Source organism: Sphingobium sp. SJ10-10 (assembly GCF_036038995.2).
GTDB lineage: Bacteria > Pseudomonadota > Alphaproteobacteria > Sphingomonadales > Sphingomonadaceae > Sphingobium.
Genome location: NZ_CP158132.1, coordinates 2,987,170 through 3,006,245, shown reverse-complemented (window position 1 = coordinate 3,006,245; position 19,076 = coordinate 2,987,170). Strand labels below are relative to the sequence as shown.

Annotated in this window: 14 protein-coding genes; 3 read left to right on the top strand and 11 right to left on the bottom strand. The window is 61.4% G+C overall.

What is annotated here, in order from left to right:
* Positions 1 to 10: 10 nt before the first annotated feature.
* The 4 genes from VVT58_RS14615 to traA all read right to left on the bottom strand — a co-directional run bounded on the left by VVT58_RS14615 (position 11) and on the right by traA (position 9,435).
* Positions 11 to 331 carry a hypothetical protein gene (locus VVT58_RS14615; protein ID WP_327752207.1) on the bottom strand — a complete coding sequence of 107 codons (321 nt, stop codon included), beginning with the start codon at positions 329 to 331 and terminating at the stop codon, positions 11 to 13.
* On the bottom strand, positions 328 to 4,860 hold the full coding sequence (locus VVT58_RS14610) for an RHS repeat-associated core domain-containing protein (protein WP_327752206.1): 4,533 nt from the start codon (positions 4,858 to 4,860) through the stop codon (positions 328 to 330). The genes VVT58_RS14615 and VVT58_RS14610 overlap by 4 nt, the downstream gene beginning before the upstream one ends.
* 823 nt (positions 4,861 to 5,683) lie before the next feature.
* A complete protein-coding gene (locus VVT58_RS14605) occupies positions 5,684 to 6,436 on the bottom strand; it encodes a DUF6118 family protein (protein ID WP_327752205.1) in 753 nt (250 codons plus the stop codon).
* Positions 6,437 to 6,453: 17 nt separating this feature from the next.
* Positions 6,454 to 9,435 (bottom strand): Ti-type conjugative transfer relaxase TraA, encoded by a 2,982-nt coding sequence (gene traA, locus VVT58_RS14600; protein WP_327752204.1) that lies wholly within the window; start codon positions 9,433 to 9,435, stop codon positions 6,454 to 6,456.
* 173 nt (positions 9,436 to 9,608) lie between these two features.
* Between traA and traD the strand changes: the two genes are divergently transcribed.
* Together traD and VVT58_RS14590 are read left to right on the top strand one after the other, a co-directional pair.
* The gene (gene traD / locus VVT58_RS14595) at positions 9,609 to 9,914 is read left to right on the top strand and encodes a conjugal transfer protein TraD (protein WP_327752203.1); all 306 of its coding nucleotides are present in this window, start codon (positions 9,609 to 9,611) and stop codon (positions 9,912 to 9,914) included.
* Positions 9,915 to 9,936: 22 nt separating this feature from the next.
* Complete coding sequence (locus VVT58_RS14590; RefSeq protein ID WP_327752202.1) at positions 9,937 to 10,170, top strand: conjugal transfer protein TraD; 234 nt, start codon at positions 9,937 to 9,939, stop codon at positions 10,168 to 10,170.
* On the opposite strand, the gene VVT58_RS14585 is transcribed toward VVT58_RS14590, so the two are convergent.
* The 6 genes from VVT58_RS14585 to VVT58_RS14560 form a co-directional block, all read right to left on the bottom strand.
* A complete protein-coding gene (locus VVT58_RS14585) occupies positions 10,163 to 10,750 on the bottom strand; it encodes a sigma factor-like helix-turn-helix DNA-binding protein (RefSeq protein ID WP_351999995.1) in 588 nt (195 codons plus the stop codon). The two genes, VVT58_RS14590 and VVT58_RS14585, sit on opposite strands and share 8 nt — an antisense overlap.
* On the bottom strand, positions 10,734 to 11,666 hold the full coding sequence (locus VVT58_RS14580) for a DNA-binding protein (protein WP_327752440.1): 933 nt from the start codon (positions 11,664 to 11,666) through the stop codon (positions 10,734 to 10,736). The genes VVT58_RS14585 and VVT58_RS14580 overlap by 17 nt, the downstream gene beginning before the upstream one ends.
* Positions 11,663 to 12,298 carry a hypothetical protein gene (locus tag VVT58_RS14575; protein ID WP_327752441.1) on the bottom strand — a complete coding sequence of 212 codons (636 nt, stop codon included), beginning with the start codon at positions 12,296 to 12,298 and terminating at the stop codon, positions 11,663 to 11,665. Before VVT58_RS14575 ends, VVT58_RS14580 begins: the two co-directional genes overlap by 4 nt.
* A 548-nt stretch (positions 12,299 to 12,846) precedes the next feature.
* Complete coding sequence (locus VVT58_RS14570) at positions 12,847 to 14,604, bottom strand: ParB/RepB/Spo0J family partition protein (protein WP_327752442.1); 1,758 nt, start codon at positions 14,602 to 14,604, stop codon at positions 12,847 to 12,849.
* A 392-nt stretch (positions 14,605 to 14,996) separates the two neighbouring features.
* The gene (locus VVT58_RS14565) at positions 14,997 to 15,296 is read right to left on the bottom strand and encodes a type II toxin-antitoxin system RelE/ParE family toxin (protein WP_327752443.1); all 300 of its coding nucleotides are present in this window, start codon (positions 15,294 to 15,296) and stop codon (positions 14,997 to 14,999) included.
* On the bottom strand, positions 15,293 to 15,595 hold the full coding sequence (locus VVT58_RS14560; RefSeq protein WP_327752444.1) for a type II toxin-antitoxin system RelB/DinJ family antitoxin: 303 nt from the start codon (positions 15,593 to 15,595) through the stop codon (positions 15,293 to 15,295). Before VVT58_RS14560 ends, VVT58_RS14565 begins: the two co-directional genes overlap by 4 nt.
* Before the next feature lie 508 nt (positions 15,596 to 16,103).
* Between VVT58_RS14560 and VVT58_RS14555 the strand changes: the two genes are divergently transcribed.
* Positions 16,104 to 16,313 carry an AlpA family transcriptional regulator gene (locus tag VVT58_RS14555; protein WP_327752446.1) on the top strand — a complete coding sequence of 70 codons (210 nt, stop codon included), beginning with the start codon at positions 16,104 to 16,106 and terminating at the stop codon, positions 16,311 to 16,313.
* Positions 16,314 to 16,563: 250 nt separating this feature from the next.
* On the opposite strand, the gene VVT58_RS14550 is transcribed toward VVT58_RS14555, so the two are convergent.
* Positions 16,564 to 18,783, bottom strand: coding sequence for a hypothetical protein (locus VVT58_RS14550; RefSeq protein ID WP_327752447.1), 2,220 nt, complete (start codon positions 18,781 to 18,783; stop codon positions 16,564 to 16,566).
* Positions 18,784 to 19,076: the final 293 nt, after the last annotated feature.

The window sequence follows — 19,076 nt, the reverse complement described above, 5'->3', positions numbered from 1 at the left end:
TGGGCATGGATCATCGTGATCTAATCTTAGATTTAGTGCGCCACCGCCAAATTAAGTGTGCCATCCCAAATCCAAAGATAAATGCAACGCCAGCAATGCGCTTATCAACAAAATTTGAAATTAAGAAATGAGAAACTAAAAATAATCCGATCCCTAATCCAAAGATAATTAGAATAGCTGATATCAACGAACCAATTGCAAATCTATGCATAGAAGATATTCTATTAAACCTTCCAAGAAGAGAATAAGAAATTATATTAGAAAATTGCGCCCATAATTCTAACATTATCCCGATAAAGATGCATGCCGCAATAGGCGCGATATAATTCATTGACCGTTTCCTAAAATGCCACCTAGAAAGTTCCGAATGACACCAGATCTGGTAAGAGCATTTCCGATTCGGTCCCATTCATTCACGCCGCGGCTGATAGCAGGATCTGCGACATCGTGAATGAACTGAGTACGCCCGTTTGGTGCGTAACCAACGCCACCTCCTACCGCGCCACCCAGAATACCTGTGCCGGCTGAGATTAGAATGTCGTCTGACGTGGTGCACTTTCCGTTGAACCAATTTGCCAGCGCCGATTGGGCAACATTGGAAATTCCGCCAAGCCCGATCGCGCCAAGTGTGCCAGGAGCAGCCAGAGGCGCAACGAAGCCCGTTACTCCTCCAATTGCCGTAGCCACTATCACGTCGCTGACATCGATATCGGAAAAATGGCCACCATTTTTGTAAAGTTGTGCCGCAATATTGCTACCGCCGCCGACTATAGCTCCAATAGCACCGGTAACGATGTTCAATGCGACCTTTCCGTCGGGATCGACCTGAGTTATCGGGTTTCCGTTAACGTAAATATACGGATTGACCCCGCCATAGAGACCTATTGGATCGGTCTCAAGATACCGCCCTGTGGCAGGATCATAATCACGGAAGTAATTATAGTGCAGTGCGATATTAGGATCGTATTGCTGTCCAGGGAATCGCAGCGGATTAGCAGCCGTCGTACCAACCGGCTGGGATACGGTATCACCGAATATTCCTGCAATACGCTGCCAGGAAACCGTCCCGCCAGGATTGAGCATCTTCTGAGGCTGCCCGACCTGATCGTTCAGCAAATAGCTGATCGTGCCGGCCGCATCGATCACTGCCAGCGGCTGGCCTTCAAGGTAGACGTAGTTGCGTACCAGGGTGCCAGCGGTCGCGTGCTCAGCGAGCAGCAGGCCATCCGGCGAGAACAGAAAGTGGGTACCGCCGCCGGTGATCGTCTCGACCGAACGCTCACCGAAGGCATTGTATTTGAGGGCTGTTGTGCCTGAAGCCGAGAGGCGCGCATCGGCATTGTAGGTGTAGCTCGCCTGTGTGGTGTTGCCCAGCTTGCGGGTGAGCAGAGCGCCATTGGCATCGTAGGCGTAGTTCAGCGTCGAGGAACCGGTCACCGCCTTCGTCAGTTGGGTGTTGGCCGTCGCATAGGTATAGGTGGTCAAGGTGGTTCCGCCATTGATCAGCGAACGGGTCAACCGGTTGCCCACGGCATCGTAGGTGTAATTGTCCGTGCCCCACACCCCGGTGCCCTGCGTAATCCGGCCCGTCAGGTCATACTGGAAGGTCTGGCTGAGGCTGCCCGAGACGCCATCCGTGATCGAGGAGATATTGCTGGCCGGATCATAACCCAGTGTCAGGTTCTGCATCGTCGCAGAACCCACAGCCTGTCGTCCGCTCAGGCGATAGTCGAGGTCGTAGCTGTCGGTCAGTTGCACTCCGTTTCCGAGCAGCGCCGCCTTGAGGGGGCCGAACGGCATGTAGGTGACATTGCTGGCAAGCGTCACCGCTCCTGCGGCAGCGTTGGCCTGGGTGGTTACCCCCGAAACCTGTCCCAGCGTGTCGCGCTGATAGTTGACGATCCGACCCGAAGGATAGGTGATCTTGGTCAGCTTGCCGGCAAGATCATAGGCGTAGCTGGTGCTATAGGCGACGCCCGCGATTGTGCGCGTCTCCGCCACCCGGTTGCCATAGGCGTCATAGGCGAAGGTCGCCGTCCCCGCCGCATCGGTCAGCGAAGTCAGCCGGCCCACGCCTTTATTGCCGCCGGTGGTCGCATCGTAGCCATAGGTCACGTTCTCGGTCGTGCTCGAGGGATAGGTCCTCGTCAGCGGCCGGTCGAGCGCGTCCCATGTATAGTTCGTGACGATCTTACGGGCATCCTTGCGCGACAGAACGTTACCGGCAAGGTCGTAAGTGTAGGTCGTGGTGCCGTTGTCGGGGCTCACAACCTGGGTCACGAAGCCAAACCCGTTCACCGTATAAGTTGTGGCATGCGGCTTGGCGTCGGTGATCGATGTGACGTTATCTCGTCCGTCATAGGCAGTCTGGGTGACGGCATTGAGCGCGTCGGTTGTCTGCTTGATCCGATTGAGCGCGTCGAACGCGTTCTGGGTGACCGCATTGCGAGGATCTGTCACTCGCGTAAGATTGCCGTTGTTGTCGTACTGGTAGCTCGTGGTCTGGTTGGCAGCCCCAATGCTGGTCAGCAGGCGTCCCAAACTGTCGAACGTCGCACTGTTGGCCATCAGCACCTGGGAGCTGACGTCCTGGATTTGCATCTGCGTGCGATTGCCCATGGCATCAAGTGCGAACACCGTCTTGTTGCCGGCCCCGTCGGTGATGCTGGTCAGGCGGTGAGCAGCGTCGTAACCGTAGGTCAGGACCACCCCGGTGGGTGAAGTCACCGAAGTCAGCAGGCCGTTGATGTCGTAGCCGAATGTCGTGATGGCAGGGGTGGGGCCCTGTACCGTTACCCCGGTGACACGCCCCAAGGGGTCGTAGGTCATGTTGGTCACGACACCGTTCTGATCGGTAATCGCGGTCGGAAGCCCGGCCGCATTTACCGTGTTGATCGTGGTGACGCGGTTGAGTGCGTCCTTTGCCGTGGCGAGGTTGCCCTGCGCATCATAGGTATAAGTTGTGGTCTGGGTGACATCTGTGCGCGGACCAGTGACGGTCGCGAGCAGACCTAGCGTATTATAGGTGTAATTCCAAATCCGAACAGGACCATTTCTGACGCTGGTATCGGTTTCCTTGCGCTGGGTGATTCGGCCGGATGTGTCATAGGTCATATCGACCGTCAGGTTCGGCGCGACGATCTTTGTGGGTACCCGAAAGTTGTTCGACCAGGTCGTGGTCGTGGTGCGCGCAAGCCCATTGACGTCCTCGGTGCGGCTTGTCTCGTTCTGCTGGGTGTCGTAAGCCAGCGGGGTGACGATCCCGTTCCAGTCGGTCTTCGTGAAGCTGCCGAAGTTGCCGGTCAGTGACATCGATGCGGCGGGCACGGTCGCGCTTTGCTGGCGCGCAATAGCGGTCATAACGAGAAGATGAAGGTTCGGATCTCCCGGATAAACCGGACCCGCCTTTGCGAAGGTGTAGACTTCGACCTGACCGTTAGCGTTCGTGACCGTTCTCTTTGTGGCCTGATCGTCGTAAGAAATGCTGACCGCGTTGGCGCCTAGAGGGCCTTGAGCAGTGAGCACCCGCCCAATCGAATCATAAGTCGTGGTGTCTATCGCTACTCCAGCGGCGTCGGTCACACTCGCCAGCAGCGGCACCTGCGTGCCTGACTGCGAAGCCGCATACTGATAGCCGCGGCTGTCAATCAGCGTCCCATCGCTCTTGCGCCTCACAACTTGGGTCAGGACCGAAGCGCTCGGAACATTCCCGTCCACAGCGCGGGCCTCGTAGGTATACTCCAGCCTCGTCCCGTCAGGAAGGTCAATCGCCGAGATCAGATTGCCATTCCAGGTGATGTTTACGACCCGACCCAAGCTGTCATTTATCTGGATCGGACGGGCGTAACTGTAATCGCCAGCAGCATAGACATAATTGCGCTCGTATCCACCCTTCCAGCGGGTTTTGATGAGACCGCCCGACGAAAAAGTGTCGATTCGGTCATGTTCATCCTGATACTCATAGATTCCTGCACTGACACGCCGGAAGCGATCACTGCCTTCGTCGGCGGCTCCGCTAGAGCACTGAACATAATCATTCCCGTTTTGAGTGAATGATTGGGTAGAACAGGCTGGCCAATCGACACCATCAGCAGCACTGTTGAGGTTCAGGAAACGCGTCTGGGTACCGTCCTCGCGAGAAACGAGGATATTATAATCAGGATAACTGGTTTGTATTTTGCGGCCGATCAGGTCGGTTCGCCAAGCCAGACCGAACCCGACGCTTTGCGCATCGCGAGGCATCAGTAGACTGCGATAATAGCGCTTTATCTCTATTGGATAGGCCCCGCCACTAGCGTAGTCGGTGACTTCTTCAACTTTGGCACCGCTCGAAAGTGAAACTGGATCACCCACAGAGGGGAATTGGCCAGGAATGCCACTGCAGCCATCGCAGGCAGGCTCGGCCCGGGCCACATAGCTCGGCGGGAGGCAGGCTCCCATGGCATAGAGAGCGCCATCGCTGCAACTCTGTACCGATACTATTCCGTCGACCGTATTTTGATCGGAATTGTATTGGCACAGATACGTAGGATGAGCGACGTTGTTGATAATCGCGTCAGAGTACGGTGTCGCAGAAATCAGGTTAGTAACTGAGTGCCCGAAAGCCGGGATGTAGGTGTTCTGGTTCGACTCACAGGCTTGTTGGGCGGTAGCGAACCCAGCCACGACCCCGCCGGACTGCCCGGCCCATTGGAGGGTGGCCCCGGTTGTCTGGGCCACGACGGCATTGCCGAAGGAGAGTGCCAGCACAAGCGCGAGCGGAGTTTTGCTCAACAGATTCTTAGACGTTCGAACGAGGCGGCGAACACTCTTCGAGCCAGCCACTTGCTCCAGATCAGTGCAGAGATAATCGTTAGGCACGTGACACCCCCTACAATTAGTCAGCCCATATTGTTTTTGATTCTCTTGTTACGCAATAGAAATATTTCTGTAGTAAATTCTTATTTACCTTAATTTATAGGATGACTTGACATTCGGAATGATTACGGCAAATTTCAGACTTTCACCCGGCAGCTACAGAAAGGCGAGCTGTGCCCAAACTCCCCATCAGATTTGGAATAGGTATAATCCTGGGCGGACTCTGCGTGGGTTCACCTTCGTTCGCTCAGGAGAAAAGCCAAGCTGATCAAAGCGGGCCTACAGCGGATAGTGTCGCGCCCGCTGCGCCTCGCAACCTGCTTGTCCTGAGCCTGCCGGAAACAGGCAGTAAGACGGAAAGCGATCACAAGAGTACGGGTGCGGTCACAGTGACGTCAGCACCCGTCCGCCCGACGAACGCACCGGTGGCACCCCCACAGTAAGGCTCGGTTCAAGAGGGTAACCGGATCCCGGTTTGCAGGGCTTCATCGTAGATTGCGGCCCGGATCATTCTTTTCCCAGCCTCCTTTTGCTCTACACCCGTCGCGCGCGTCGCTATCCATTCGGGTACATGCCAGCCTTCTGGTAGGGACCGGGCAACTGCGCCCGGCAGAACTGACCAGAGTATTATGCCGAAAAGGAAAGCGCCCGCGTCGACCCAAAGCAGAAGCTCAAACTGCTTGTCGGTTGCGCGCATTCGCCTCACGGCGCCAATGGTCACCTGTCGTTTGGGCGGATCCCGATCTCGAACCAGATCGGCGCATCCGCGACATGAAGCGCTTCCCGGGCGGGCGAACGACGATGGCCGCGCGCCGTTCTTGCATGATTAGGGCTTCCCTATCCTGATAAGGCATCGCACCGGCTCCTTGGCCGTGGCGGCAGCCCTTTCGCAAGCGGCGACGGTCTCGCGGTTCTCCTGCCGCATCTCGGCGGCATCCACGATCGCTTTCCAGCTTTCCGGGTTCCCGGCGCGCATGAGGCGGATACCGGCATCCCATAGCGACGCCTCGCCCAGGGTTCGACGTGCAACCCGCTCGGGCCAGAGCCAGCTTTGCGGGCCGATGCTGGCCGCCCAACCGGGATAGATCAGCCAGAAAAGCATGACGACCACTGCCGCGCCTATGCCGGTGTAGAGCATGTGCAAGCATTGCTGCTGCTTCGTGCGAATCGTGCCGATCGCGCGCATCTGGTCCGCGTGGGTATGGTGGTGCAACTCCTGCGATTTCTTGATGGCGGCCCTGTCGGTCTCGCGCGCCGCCTCCGCCGCCGCGCCGATGCGCTTTGCCATGCTCTCGGGCGTCAACTGCAAGGCGGGTGCGTCCATGATGGTCTTCGTCTGTCCCGCCAGCATGGCGAGATGGCCGCCCATCCTGGCGAGCGTGGGGCTATAGTCGGGTATCTCGATGCTCTGCTTCTCGATGGCGATATGCTCCAGCGCGCGCGTCATCATCGCCATGCGTCCGTCCAGCCGCTCCTCCATCCCGGCCACGCGCTCCGACAGTCGCGCAAACGCCTCGGCCGCCGTGTCGTCTGGAACGGCGTCGGGGCCACTGAGTAGCGATTGTTCTTCGTCGTCCATGCCGTTGTCTCCTTGGGTTAGCGGCTCATGCCACGGCTGATGTCGCGTCCGTGATCGAAGGGAATGGAGGATGCGAGGTCGCGGGACAGGCTGCGGCCCATCTGCTGGCCGATCTCCAACCCCAGTTCGCGGCTACGCAGGCCCAGCACCGATTCAAGCTGGGCGTCGCGTTCGAGACTCTTCGCCATTCCCGCCATCTGCTGCGCGGCACTCTTCGCGCCCCGGAAATTGCCGTCGCGCACAAGCTCGGCATGGGTGCGCTGCAACTGCTGCCAGCCTTCCACAAACCGGTCGGCGCGTTGGAACGGGTCCATGCGGATTTCGGCCTCCAACTGCATGGCGCGCATAGCGGCCTGGCCGCGCCCCTCGGCGGCCTCACGAACAAGTTCAGGGCTGCCCTTGAACGCGTTGCCGAGGTCCGATGCGCCCTCGGGCCGGATCGCGTTCAGGGCGTCGCGCGCCTGGGCCAGCGCCTCGCGCTGGTGCGGCATGGCGTCGAGGCCCTGCGCGCGGGTCTGCTGTATGGCGTCGAACGCCCTGGCGTAGCGTTCCACCGCGCCGCGCATGCCGCCCGCGCGGATGGGCTGCATGTCCCGCTGCGGCAGCTTCTCGCGATCCCCTTCCTGCTCGGGCTTCTTCTCCGTATTGGGCTGGAACCCCGCGAATATGTCGCGCTCCTGCTGCGCCGGAATCTGGGGCCGGAAATTGTCGAATATCCCGCGCGCCTTCTCGACCGCGGGCCTGACGATTTCCGCGACCCGTTCGCCGAAGCTGATGCCGCGCCGCTCGGCGAAGTCGCGGGCCGGATCGGCCTTCGCATAGTCCGTGGCCATGTCCTTCGTCCGCTCACGGCTGAGCGTGCGGACAAGCCGGGACTGATCGCGAAAATCGTCGCGGCCATAATGGAGCGCCATGCCGTCGCGATGACGGGACATGCCGACATAGGCGCCGTGCCGGTCCATCCCCGGCGTCGCCAGCACATGCGTCCGGTCCACGGTCATGCCCTGCGCCTTGTGGATCGTGGCGGCATAGCCATGGTCGAAGTCGCGATAATCCTTGGTGTCGAAGGTGACGCTGCGCCCGTCATCGGTGCGCACGACCATATGCCCCTCGCTCACATGTCCGATGGTGCCGAGCGTGCCGTTCTTGACCTCAAGGCTGCGCTCGTTGCGCAGGAACATGATGCGGTCGCCAGACGCGAACTGCCGCTCGCCGCGCTCGGCCTTGATCGTCACATCGTCGCCCAATTCACCTGCGCCGCGCATCGCCTCCCGCGCGGCCTGATTGAGTTCGCGCACCTCGTCATTGGTGTGGGTGAGAATGATGCGGCTGGCTTGCGGATTAGTCTGCCGCTCGCGGTCCCAGCGTTCGACAAGATCGCTGCGCGCTGCCTCGCGCGTCTCGGCCTGATGCACCATGTCCTTGTCGGCATAGGCGGCAATCGCCTCGCCGGTCCTGCCGGTGGCGAGATGGCGGGTGGCGTCGCGCTGCCAGTCGAGGCGCTGGCGGCGAACCTGGGTGATCTCGACCCCGCCATGCCGTTCATGGAGCGCGCGGAACGCCGCACCCGCCTCGATCGACTGCAATTGTTGGGGATCGCCGACCAGCACGATCTTCGCGCCAGCCTTGGCGGCATGGGACAGCACGCGCTCCATCTGGCGCGTGCCGACCATGCCCGCCTCATCGATCACCAGCACGTCACGGGCGGTCAGAAGATCGCGGCCCTGCACCCAGCCATGCTCCATGCTGGCGATGGTGCGCGAGGCGATGCCGGACCCATTCTCCAGCCCCTCGGCGGCGATGCCCGCGAGCGCCGCGCCACGCACATTCAACCCCGCGCTTTCCCACACGTCGCGGGCCGCGCCCAGCATGGCGCTCTTGCCGGTTCCGGCATAACCCAACACCAGTGACAATCCACGCCCGCCCGTTATATGGCGCAGCGCGGATTCCTGCTCTGCTCCCAGAGCAAGGCCCTCACTCCCGGCGGCACGAATGGCGTAGTTCGCTGCCGCCGGGAGACCATCGCTCCGGTCCATCGCAAGCCGGTCGGCGGCACGGCTCATCCGCTGTTCGGTCTCGATCATGTCGCGCGAGGTGAACCGATCGTCGCCGCGCCCGTCCTTGCCCAGGGCAATGAGGTCGGGCGAGCCGCGCACCGCGCGCATGGCGGCGTCGAACTGCGCTTTCCCGTCCGAATGCCGGTGGAGGAACACCGCCATGTCGCGGCGTGTGAACGTGGCTTGGCTGTGGGTGATGGCGTCGAGCGCGATGCCGGGATCGGCGATGATGCGTTCGCCGTTCGCGCGTGCGATCTCGCGGTGCATTTCGGCGCGGTTGGCTTCGAGGCCATGCGCGTCCATACGATGCGCGGGGCCGCCGATCTTGCTTTGCGGCTCAAGATCGATGCCCTGATCGGCCAGGCTGCGATGATCGATGCGGGCGTCTATGTCGAGTTCGGCGAGGCGCGCATTGACATGATCGGCCCACCGCTCGCGCCATTGCTCGACAAGTTCCGTGCGGTTCCATTCGCGGACCTTCTGCCCGAAACCATCGGGACCGACTTCGCGCATGGTGAGCATGACATGGGCATGGGGCTTGGGCTGGCCGTCCGCGTCGATGTCCCGATGCACATTGAGATCTGCGATCATCCCGCGATCCACGAACTCTGCCTGGACGAAATCGCGCGCCAGATCGATGCCCTGGTCCCTGGTCATTTCGCGCGGAATGGCGAACTCGACCTCGCGGGCAAGCTGGGCGTCCTTGCGCTTCTCGACGGCCTCGACCTCGTTCCAGAGGGTTGCGCGATCCGAAAAGCGTTCGGGCGCGCCATCGGGCAGCATGATTCCGCTATGCTCGACGCCGGAGCGGGCGCGGAAATCATGTGTCCGATCGAGGCGCTCGTCGTGCAGGCGTTCGCCCGCGCGATAGGCGGCGGCGGAGACCGCGCTACGTCCCGAAGCACGCCCTATGACCTGAGCTGAGAAATGGAAGATCGCCATGATGGCGATACCATTTACACGACAAAGCGCACGTCGGAACGACGTATAAGCGCGCCCTTCTCGAAATTTTCTCGGAAGGGACTAGGCGGTATCAGGCTGTCCCGGCGACTCTACTGTGCAGCGGAGAAGTTTATCTTATCATCGGCGCATCGTCACTCAATGGAGACTTTGCGATGCGTAAACCGCGCGACTTCGATTCGGAACTCAAAGCCCTTGCCGACAAGGCAAAGGCGCTCAAGGAACGCCGCGTGCGCCAGTTGGGCGAACTGGTGGCGGCGTGCGGAGCCGATGCCCTCGATGCCGATCTGCTCGCCGGGGCGTTGCTGCAGGCCGTCGCAGCGAAGGACTCGGCGACGAAGGAGGGTTGGCGCAAGACGGGCGCGGCCTTCTTTCGCGGCGAGAAGCGCCAGCCTGCGAGCGGAACTGAACGCGGGCCTACCGGCACTTTCCCGCTTGAAGGCGGCTCGGCATCGGCTTGAGGCACGAAAGGCGCGAACCGACATGCGCGAATGGGCCATCAAGCGCCGCGAACGCACGCGGCACCTAATCGAGCTGGGCGGCCTCGTCATCAAGGCCGGATTGGTCGATCTGACCGACGATGATCGCGCCATCCTCTACGGCGCCTTCCTCACCGTCGCCGACAGGCTGCGGGGGCCAGAGCGGAGCAATGCGCTGGCGCTGTGGCAACGCAAAGGCAAACGCGCGTTCGAGGCAGAGAAGCCATCGGCTAATTGATCGTCGCAGGTGCGGAAGCCACATCGCGCAACCACTGTTCGAACCGATCCGGACCTCGCATGATATGGCGAATGGCACGGAGCATGCGATGCCGCACGATCCATTGGAACGTTCCCATGCGTTCGGAAATCTGCGCGTAACTCAGTTGCTTGACGCGATTGAGGAAGAAGGTGTCGTAAACGCGTGGAGGCATGGCCGCGACGATCATCTGCATGAGTGTCTGGTCATCGTCGCCATCCTCGGACCATGGGATCGGACCAGCGATGCCCAATGCCGCTAACCGTTCCTTGCAATAGGCGCGATGGCGCCGATGCAGGTCAGCCTCGGCAAGGGCGATGCGCGGATCGTTCCGGCGTCGGGGTTCTGCCCCATCAAGCATGATGCGGATCATGCCGAGCGCCTCGACGAGGCAGGATTCCACTGTCTGCGGGTCGATGGACAATCGGCGGGCGATTTCATCATAGGACAGGGCATCCAGACGAACGAGCAGGAATATGACGCGCGTCAGGACCGGCAGGCGGTCGACGGCTTTCCTGTAGGCGGCGAGCCGCTCGACCTCGGGGTCAGGCGCATCGGCCATGACATGCCTCTCGATGAACCGAGACCATGTCGTTCAGCCGCTCGCGGCAGAACCGTTCGGTCAGGCTGTGTAGCAGCGCCACGCGTTCCATCGCCCATGCCAGTTCGTCGGAACCGATGCGATAGGAACGGCCATAGCGGACTTCGATATAGGCACGGCGAATGCAGCCGAAGGCGCGGCGCTCGAACGGGGTTGCGCGCGGCCATGCGATGGACAGGCGCGCGTCCAGCCCCTCGGCCCTTTCGCGCAGTTGATCCAGCGCATGGGTGCGCGGACCATGCAGGGTGATCGTCCAGACGATGCACTGGTAAAGATGCTCGCACGCCTGATGCAGCAACAAAGCCGCCATGGGCGCATTGCCCTCGCTCCGGTAGAAGACCGCGCCCAGCAGGAAATCGCTTGCCCGATCATGCCAGCGGGCGAACTCGGACTGTCCCCGCGCACGCCGTTCCGACAGCGGCAGAAGACGTGGCGACGGGAGGTGAAAACCTTCGATCTCATAGAGCGGGATGCCTTCGCCCGCGATGGCCACGAAATGGGGAATGCCCTCGGCCAAGGCGTTGTTGACCTGTTCGAGGCTATGGACGGTCAGCCGCACAGGACGGGCGATCTCGCCAAACTCCCATGCGCGGCGCAGACGGTCGCGCACCAGCCACCAGTCTTGTTTCCTGCGCGCAAGCCTCGGATGATTGACGATCGCCAGAAGATGGAAGGCATCCTCCGGCGCGACATTCCACGCATTGGACCGCGCATGGGAGCCGTGCAGGATCAGGGTAAGGATACGGCCTGATCGATATTGCTCGGACAACCTGCCCTTAAGGCTTTCCGCGAAGGTTTCGAACAGCATCGCCGTGACGCGGCACAACTCCTGCCGCATCGGCCATGCCAGACGTTCCCTGTCGGTGGACGGCGTCATGACCGGGCTTCCCGCTGTTCGCGGCGCCAGCCGTTCGGGCGGCGATGGCCGGTGACGTCATGGACGCGGTCGAGCAGGGCGCGCAGCAGCGGGCGAACCTCGTCCACCGTGAACCCGCCATTGTCGGGGGGCGGCATATCGATCCGATGGGCATGGCCCCATTTCCAGTAGGGGGAAAGAACGGCAGCGAGCCGGGCCATCTCGGGACAGTCATGCCCGAAACCGGTCGCGTTAGCATGGGCGAGCGATTTGGCGACATCCAGCCGGATATGACGGGCGTTCCACTCATCGGCAAAGCCAACGTCGAGCAGGTGAGAGGACAACGCGAGCTGGGCGACAATGCCGGATCGGTAAAGCATCTCACCGCCGTCATTGTCATAGAGGCCGTGCTCCAGTCCCTGATAAAAGGACTCCGCATTGTGATAGCGGAAGCGGCTCAGGCTTCGCCCCGCCTTGGTCCGAACAAGGACTGCCGGTGAATCGCCATAATGGTCGTGAAGATCGGCCAGAGCCTCACCCCATGGCGAGGCGATCAACGGAACCGCAACAGGTGTGGCGATCAGTGCCCGGAGCAGCGCGCGGCGCGATGTACCGCCTACCGAATCATCAGAAGGAAAATTGGGTGAGGTCATCGGCCTGCCTTCCTCATTTCGCCATCCTGAAACGCCGAATGGCGATCCAGAGATATTAAGCGGCACCGCTTATAACTCGAAATGGGGGAAATATGCAATAACCGGCACCGCTTAATCTGCTTCCGGTTGAATGGGTGTCGTGCGCGGTTACGACACAATTATGGGAAGGCCACCGCTCAACGTGAAATCGACCAACATCCGTTTGCCGGAAGGCCTCGGCGAGCGAATTGACAAGCTGGTTGGCCGGCAACGCAGGGCCGCGTTCATCCGCACTGTGCTTGAACGGGAAGTGGAGCGGCTGGAGGGTGAACAAAGTGCAGCCGGGAAGGGCAGCGGGTCATTCCCCGCTTGACGGAAAACCCCAAACGACGGCTTTCGAGTATTCGCTCAACGCGGCGGGATTTCCGTGTTTTGCCAATACTGGTAGTAGCAAAAGCGCCCGGCCATGCCGGGCGGCCTTTCGATCCAGGTGCGCTTATCCGTCCCGATCCCGATTGTAGCTAGGCGAAAATAACCCGGAGCCGATGTCGTCTCCGGGTTGAGCAGGGTTAGGCGGCCTGAGCCATGGACTGATCCTCAGCACTTTCATCCGAAGGCTTTCCGATTTCCAGCAGCGGGGCGATCAAGTTCCACCGTTCGACGCTGCCGACGCCCCCCCGGTCGGTATAAGCTCTGGGCGGAAAAGCCATCCAATGCGGCACCCAACCTTCGTGCCTTGCGCGCCCGCCCGTTCCCGCAAGATAGTCCCGGACGATCTGGCGCTGTACCTTGACGCTTTCCCCGGCATTGGCCGCCGCGACGGTCTTGCCCGCCACCTCGGCCACGAGATGGCCGATCACCTCCCGGTCGCGAACGAGATCGAGCAGGGCATCGTCGACCTGCCAGACCTTCGCCATATCGACGTTGAGCAGCGCGCCCAGCAATTCGACCGTGGTGCTGCCCGCTTCCAGCGTCTCGCCCATGACGATGGCGAGAATGTCCAGCACGGCGTCGTCGGTCAACGTCATCAACTGGCGAAACAGGCTGGGCAGGCCGTGATCGCCCGCATAACCGTTGGTGACGGTCGGTGTATCGGCGTCGAAGCCCAGCGAGGCCAGCACGGCGCGGCGCTTGCTGTCGAACAGCACTTCCGACGCGCTGGTTTCCACGCTCTCGGCAATCGCATCATTATGGGTACGCTGCCGCTCCACATCGGTCCGCCATAGCGACGATCCGACAATGGCGTGGGTGACCATCAGGCGAAGGGCGATCGCAGGCTGTGACAATAGCGAGGCGCGCACGGCGGCATGGCGATGAAGATCGACATAGTTCTGGATCGGCGCACTGACCTCCGGGCGAACCGGCTTGGCGACAGTCTCGCCTTTCTCCCGCTTCCGTGCTTCCTTGATGGTGATGTAGCCTTCCTGAAAGGTGACGTCCCCACGATGGCCGATGGCGGCATAGACTTTTCCGCCCTTTTTCTTGGGGCAGCGCTCATGCTCCCATGTGTGGAAATAGTCTCCCCGCTCCAGAATGACGACCTCGGTCCATCCCGCTTCGCGATAGGTTTCGGCGCGCTCCTCGACCGCCGCCATTTGCGCGGTCCAGAAATCGGAAGCGCAGGCGAAATAGGCATCTTCGCCGAACAGGTCCGAGACGATCTCACCGCCATAGCTGGCGAGATCGAACAGGGCCGCCTTGGTGGAGATGGTGGCACCGCCCAAAAGCCATGCCCGTAAATTCTGGCCGACCGGGGCATGACGATCATCATCGTCCAGCATGGCCAGCCACTCGCGCTGCTGCGCCTTCGAGGCGAGGGTCAGGTGGCGGACGGTCACGGCGTCGATCCGGTCGGCCCGGTAGAGATTGCGGATGCGAGGCAGGAGATTGCCCAACGCGAGGGTGCGCTTCACCTGCAGGACGGTAAGGCCAAAGGTCAGGGAGATATCCTCCACGCTTCGCCCCTCCCGGACCAGCCGGGTGAATGTTTCGTGCCGGGTCATCTCATCGGGGTCCAGCCGGGCGATATTCTCGATCAGCGAGGCCTCCAGCGCCGCCGCGTCGTCGCCTGCCTCCATGACGGCGCAGGGCAGGGACGCGATACCATCAGTCTCCCCCGCGACGGCCAGCGCGGCATGGTAGCGCCGCTTGCCCGCGACGATCTCGTACGTCTCCGGTGATCCATTCTGCCGCACGATCAGCGGCACAAGCACACCCCGCGCGCGGACGGAGGGCAGGATGTTGGTGAGATCAGGCGTCTTCTTCACACCCCGCATGTTGACGGGCGAGACCGAGAGACGGGCGATATCGATATGCTTGAGTTCCATGTTTCTTCCTCCTTGCCAAAGACCGGCCCCGGACTGCGGGGTGGGCGGCAAGAGCGCACCGGCAGGCACGTCGGCAGAGGCGGGCCGCACCCGCAGGGCTGGAACGAAGAGGAAGACCCGGCGAAGACGGGTTGCCGCGCGCCGCGACGGGCCTAAAGGGGAGCGACAGCCCACACCGCTTGCCGGAGCCGGTCGACTTCATCGCGCAACGCGCGATGGCCGCCAGTAACGGCGAAGCCGTTCCCCTGCGTCAATGATCGTCACGCCAGGGGCGACGAGACGGTGCGCAGCACCGGCTCGGTGGAGCGAAGCGGAATAGAGCATGACCGCGCGGAATGCGCGGGGACGCCCGCTATTCTGTCATGCCCGAGAATAGGCTCGGAGCGATCCGTTCAACCATTCCCGTCGTTTATCTCCTGTGGCCACATGCGCGCGCCATGAATGACGCGAAGCAAGCGCACCGTGTCCCCGACGATCTGATAGGGTACGACATATGGGGTCCGGGCCACCACGAGTTCCCTCGTGCCTTCGACCCGGCCGGGGCGGCCACTTTCCGGAAAGTCGATGAGCCGGCGTGCCGCATCCTCCAGTCGGTCATCGACAAGCGCGGCCGCTCTCGGATCGTCTTCCGCGATCCAGGTGAAAATCGCCATGCGGTCGGCGGCCGCGCGTCGCGACCAGGCCAGTTTCATTGCGGGGGAAGGCCTTTGCGCGCCTTCTCTCGAAGCGTTGCGAATGTCGCCGAGATGTCCTCATCGGGAATGTCGGGCCGTTCGTCGTCCAGCGCCTCCTGCACCCGTGCCCTGAACCACTCATCATAGGCCTGCTTCTCCACGAGCAGCTCCATGGGGACGATGCCCTCGCGGGCCGTCCGGGTGAGCAGGATACGGACGGCATCGGACACGGTCAGCCCCATCTTTTCGAAGATGGCGGCGGCTTGCTCCTTCACATCCGCGTCGATTCGCGTCTGGATCAGCGCATTATTGGCCATGTGCACACTCCTTCGCCTCCAATGTAATGCAATCGCATGACGATTGCCACCGGGAAGCGGTGGAGGGTGAGCATTCCGGCGGCACTGAAATGCCCAAATGGGCACAGAAATGCGCAAAGCGGCACTTCAATGCCTCCCCCCTTGCGAGGCGGGATCGTTTGACGCAGGCTGATCACTGGCGGGCAGACCTTCGTAATTTGGAGGAGTTGCCATGAACGAATCGACCTGAGCCAAGCGCCCGGTCGCATGAAATGCGGCTCCGGCAAAACGTTGAGCGCTGTGTCCTTGGGTTGCGGTGGGAAAAAATCTGCGCCGTCCATTTCGCGCGGCCAGCCCTACGCCGATTTCCACCCTGTTCCGCCACGGACCGCCAAAGCCTGCCAGCGTTTGCCGTCCTGAACCCCAACGCTCCCAATTGATCCGTTCTGCCCTCTTGCCGGGCGAACGGAGCCGCTCAATGCTGACCTTTGGGGGCGCGTCCAGCAACATGAATTGAAAGAACTGCCCCATGAACAATCCTGATCGTATCATCCGCATGAAGACCGTTCTGGCCCGCACCGGGCTTTCCCGTTCTACCCTCTATCGCAAGATCGCGGAGGGGACGTTCCCCAAGCAGATACCGATCAGCGTCCACGGCGCTGGCTGGCACGAATCTGCCGTCAATCGCTGGATTGCCAATCCGGCCACCTATCGGGAGGAGGGTTGTACCTCGGGATGATCGGTCGAGAAATCTCGACCGCTGGTACGCATCTGCCGAACGATTTCTCTCAAAGACCTCGATTGCTGGTCTGCCATGGCCATACAAGGAATCATCCTTGACGGGCGCTTTTCCGATTGCAGCGGCGCCCGAACTGCCCATTCATTTACGGTAAAGGCTGGGACATGCTCGGTCCGGTTTCGAGAAGCATCTGCCGAGTAGCGGAGATCCATCGGCGATAGAGACTACAATATCCTTTCGCGCGAGAGCCTTACTGCGCTGGCTGCAGAGCAAGATCGCTGGGCAACATCCGGAAGAAGCTGACCGCATCGTACGCTGCCGGAGACTTGCGGACTCTGAGAACCACGAGACAATCGGTCGCGCGGGTCTGGACGCGGACATATTTGGCGATGTCACGCGCGTGCTCGTGCCAGAGGTCAGCGCTGAAATAGGGATCGCGTTCCAGGGTCAGCGCGAGTGCGAAGATACGGTCGCCGATCTCGATATAGACGAACATCGGATCCTGGGTCGCGCGCCCGAGTCCGCTGTTCCAGCGCCGCGCACGCTCCTCCATGCCTTTCAGCGTACCCGGATTCTGATTGAAGATCGCCTCGATCATGTCGAACCGATGCCGGCTGTCGCTTGCATAGAGCTCGGCCCCGAGCCGCCGCCAATAGGGCGGCAGGTGCAGTCCCGGCGTATCGAACCTGCGTCGGTCCACGCGTGCTTCCTTATGACCGCGCACCGGCGCGTCGGCCTTGTGGAAGAAGACCTGCTTATCCTTGAGCGCCTCGCTGTCGATGCGAAAGCCGTTGGTGATGTACAGGGATAAGAGATCCTGCTCATCGCCCATGAAAACGAGCTGTCGCTCGATCACCGCGCGGCGCGTCAAATAGTGGAAGAAGGCTGGTTCGCTGTCGAGAAAGGCCGTGAGCATCCTGAGATCGCCAATCGAAAAGCTCGGCGACCAAGGATCGCTCGGACCGATGAGACCGATCTCCTCAAAATTGCGCCGTGTGCTGGTGATCGCCGCGAAATGCTCGATGCACACCCCAAAGCTGTTGATGACGACGGGCTTGGACAGATCGATCGGGATCGGCTTGCCGGACGCATCACGCAGCAAGGCCTCCGCGCTCTTGCCGCGCCTAAGCAGCGTCTCGAGGCGCGCGGCCTGCTCGCCCGGCTCGACATAGAGCCGCTTGAAATTTTTGCGCAGCGAGCTTTCGCCGCCTCGTCGCGACGCCGGATTGACCTTCCCCGATTTGGCCTCGAACAGGAAAATGTGGTTGCCGAGCTTGACGACCAGATCATTCTCATAGCCTTTTCTTGTGTCAGGGTCGGTCCAACGGACCGATCGATACAGGCTCGCGGACGGCAGCGCTGTCCCCACCAGATCGGCCGCCGCATCCTCCAGATAGCGCGTGCGCGCCGCTGAATAAGCGGCGTTCAGCACCTCGTCGCCCTCAAAGAGCCCTTCGATGATCGCGAACGGGAAACTCACCAGCAACGGCGTGAACGGCAAGAAGAGTGCATCGTCCGACAAGCGTATGAACGGCTTCCGACGAATGGGGCTGTCGAGATATAGGCCTCCTCCAGCGCCATCGACCAATTCGCCGAACCCGATCGACGCCGAGAACAGCGCGCCGGTCACCGCTTTGCCGAACAGGCCTTCGAGGTCGGTTCGGGTAAAGGTCAACACCGCGCCCCAGGCGAGCTCGCTCAACTGAAATGCCGCCCATGAGCGGTATTGATGATCGGTCCGCTTTTGGCCGACGAAGCGCCAGGCCCGGCGGCAGAGGTCTGAGCGATTTAAAAGGCTACCAAGCGCATGTGGGTCGACCTTGCCATCGTGGAAGCCCGTGGGCACGCTTCGAAACCCGTCGATCCGGTCTGGGATGAGCTCCAAGAACCGGAATAGCGCGCGTGCGACGTCGGAGAGCCGGTAGCCAAGCCGATCGAGCGACGCCTGATCCATGTGAGACAGTAACGCCGGTACAACCGCCTGCGCATCCTCGCTGCTGAAGATGTTGCGATAATATAGTGTCTGGACGCGTGCCTGCCGGCTGATCCGCTCAGCGGCGCTCCCGTCGGGACCCGGCCGCGGCGTCGATTCTGCATAGGCGTGGATGTTGCGCTCGGCGAGATCCCAAGCGCGCACCATGTTACGCGGCGAGGTCGGCACGCTGGGGCCGCGCGGAAGCGTCAGCGCGATGCTCTGCAAAAGCTCCGCGCCCGGCTGCTGAAGTCCCTCGCCGCTGTCGCTGCTCGGATCCTTTGCTAGTTGAAGTAGCAGATGCAGTCCGGTTCGGGCGAGGAACGCCACCGGATCGCGCCCTGCGAGGAAGCTGCGGAGCTCGGCGCTCGTGGCGGCCAAGGTTCGCGCGGGGTCTTCGTTTTGCGGTTCCGCCAGGGCTTGGTCGGCCGGACCCGAAAAACCGAAGCCAGGCAGGGCGTTCGCGATCGGGTCGAGAGGTGGCAGCTTCTTCTTCATTCGGCCGGCCTCTTTCGCAGGTGTTGACTATGATCTCGGTCGACCTGCCTGTTCATCCGGATGTGTACACGGCACCCGGGGTTCGGTGCGAACCGCAGATCCCGCTTCGAGAGCAAGTCAAGCACAGCTTATGAAATTGCGCGAGCCCGCGCGAGGCTAAAGGGCCTTCGTGGCGAGCGATCGACGCCGCGCTACCTGCAGTAACGGTCGGTCTGCCGTGAGAGAGCACAATTAACCCGTTGAGCGGCCGACAATGGTCGGTCCGCCGCGGTCGTGTCCCCGGTGATGGTGTA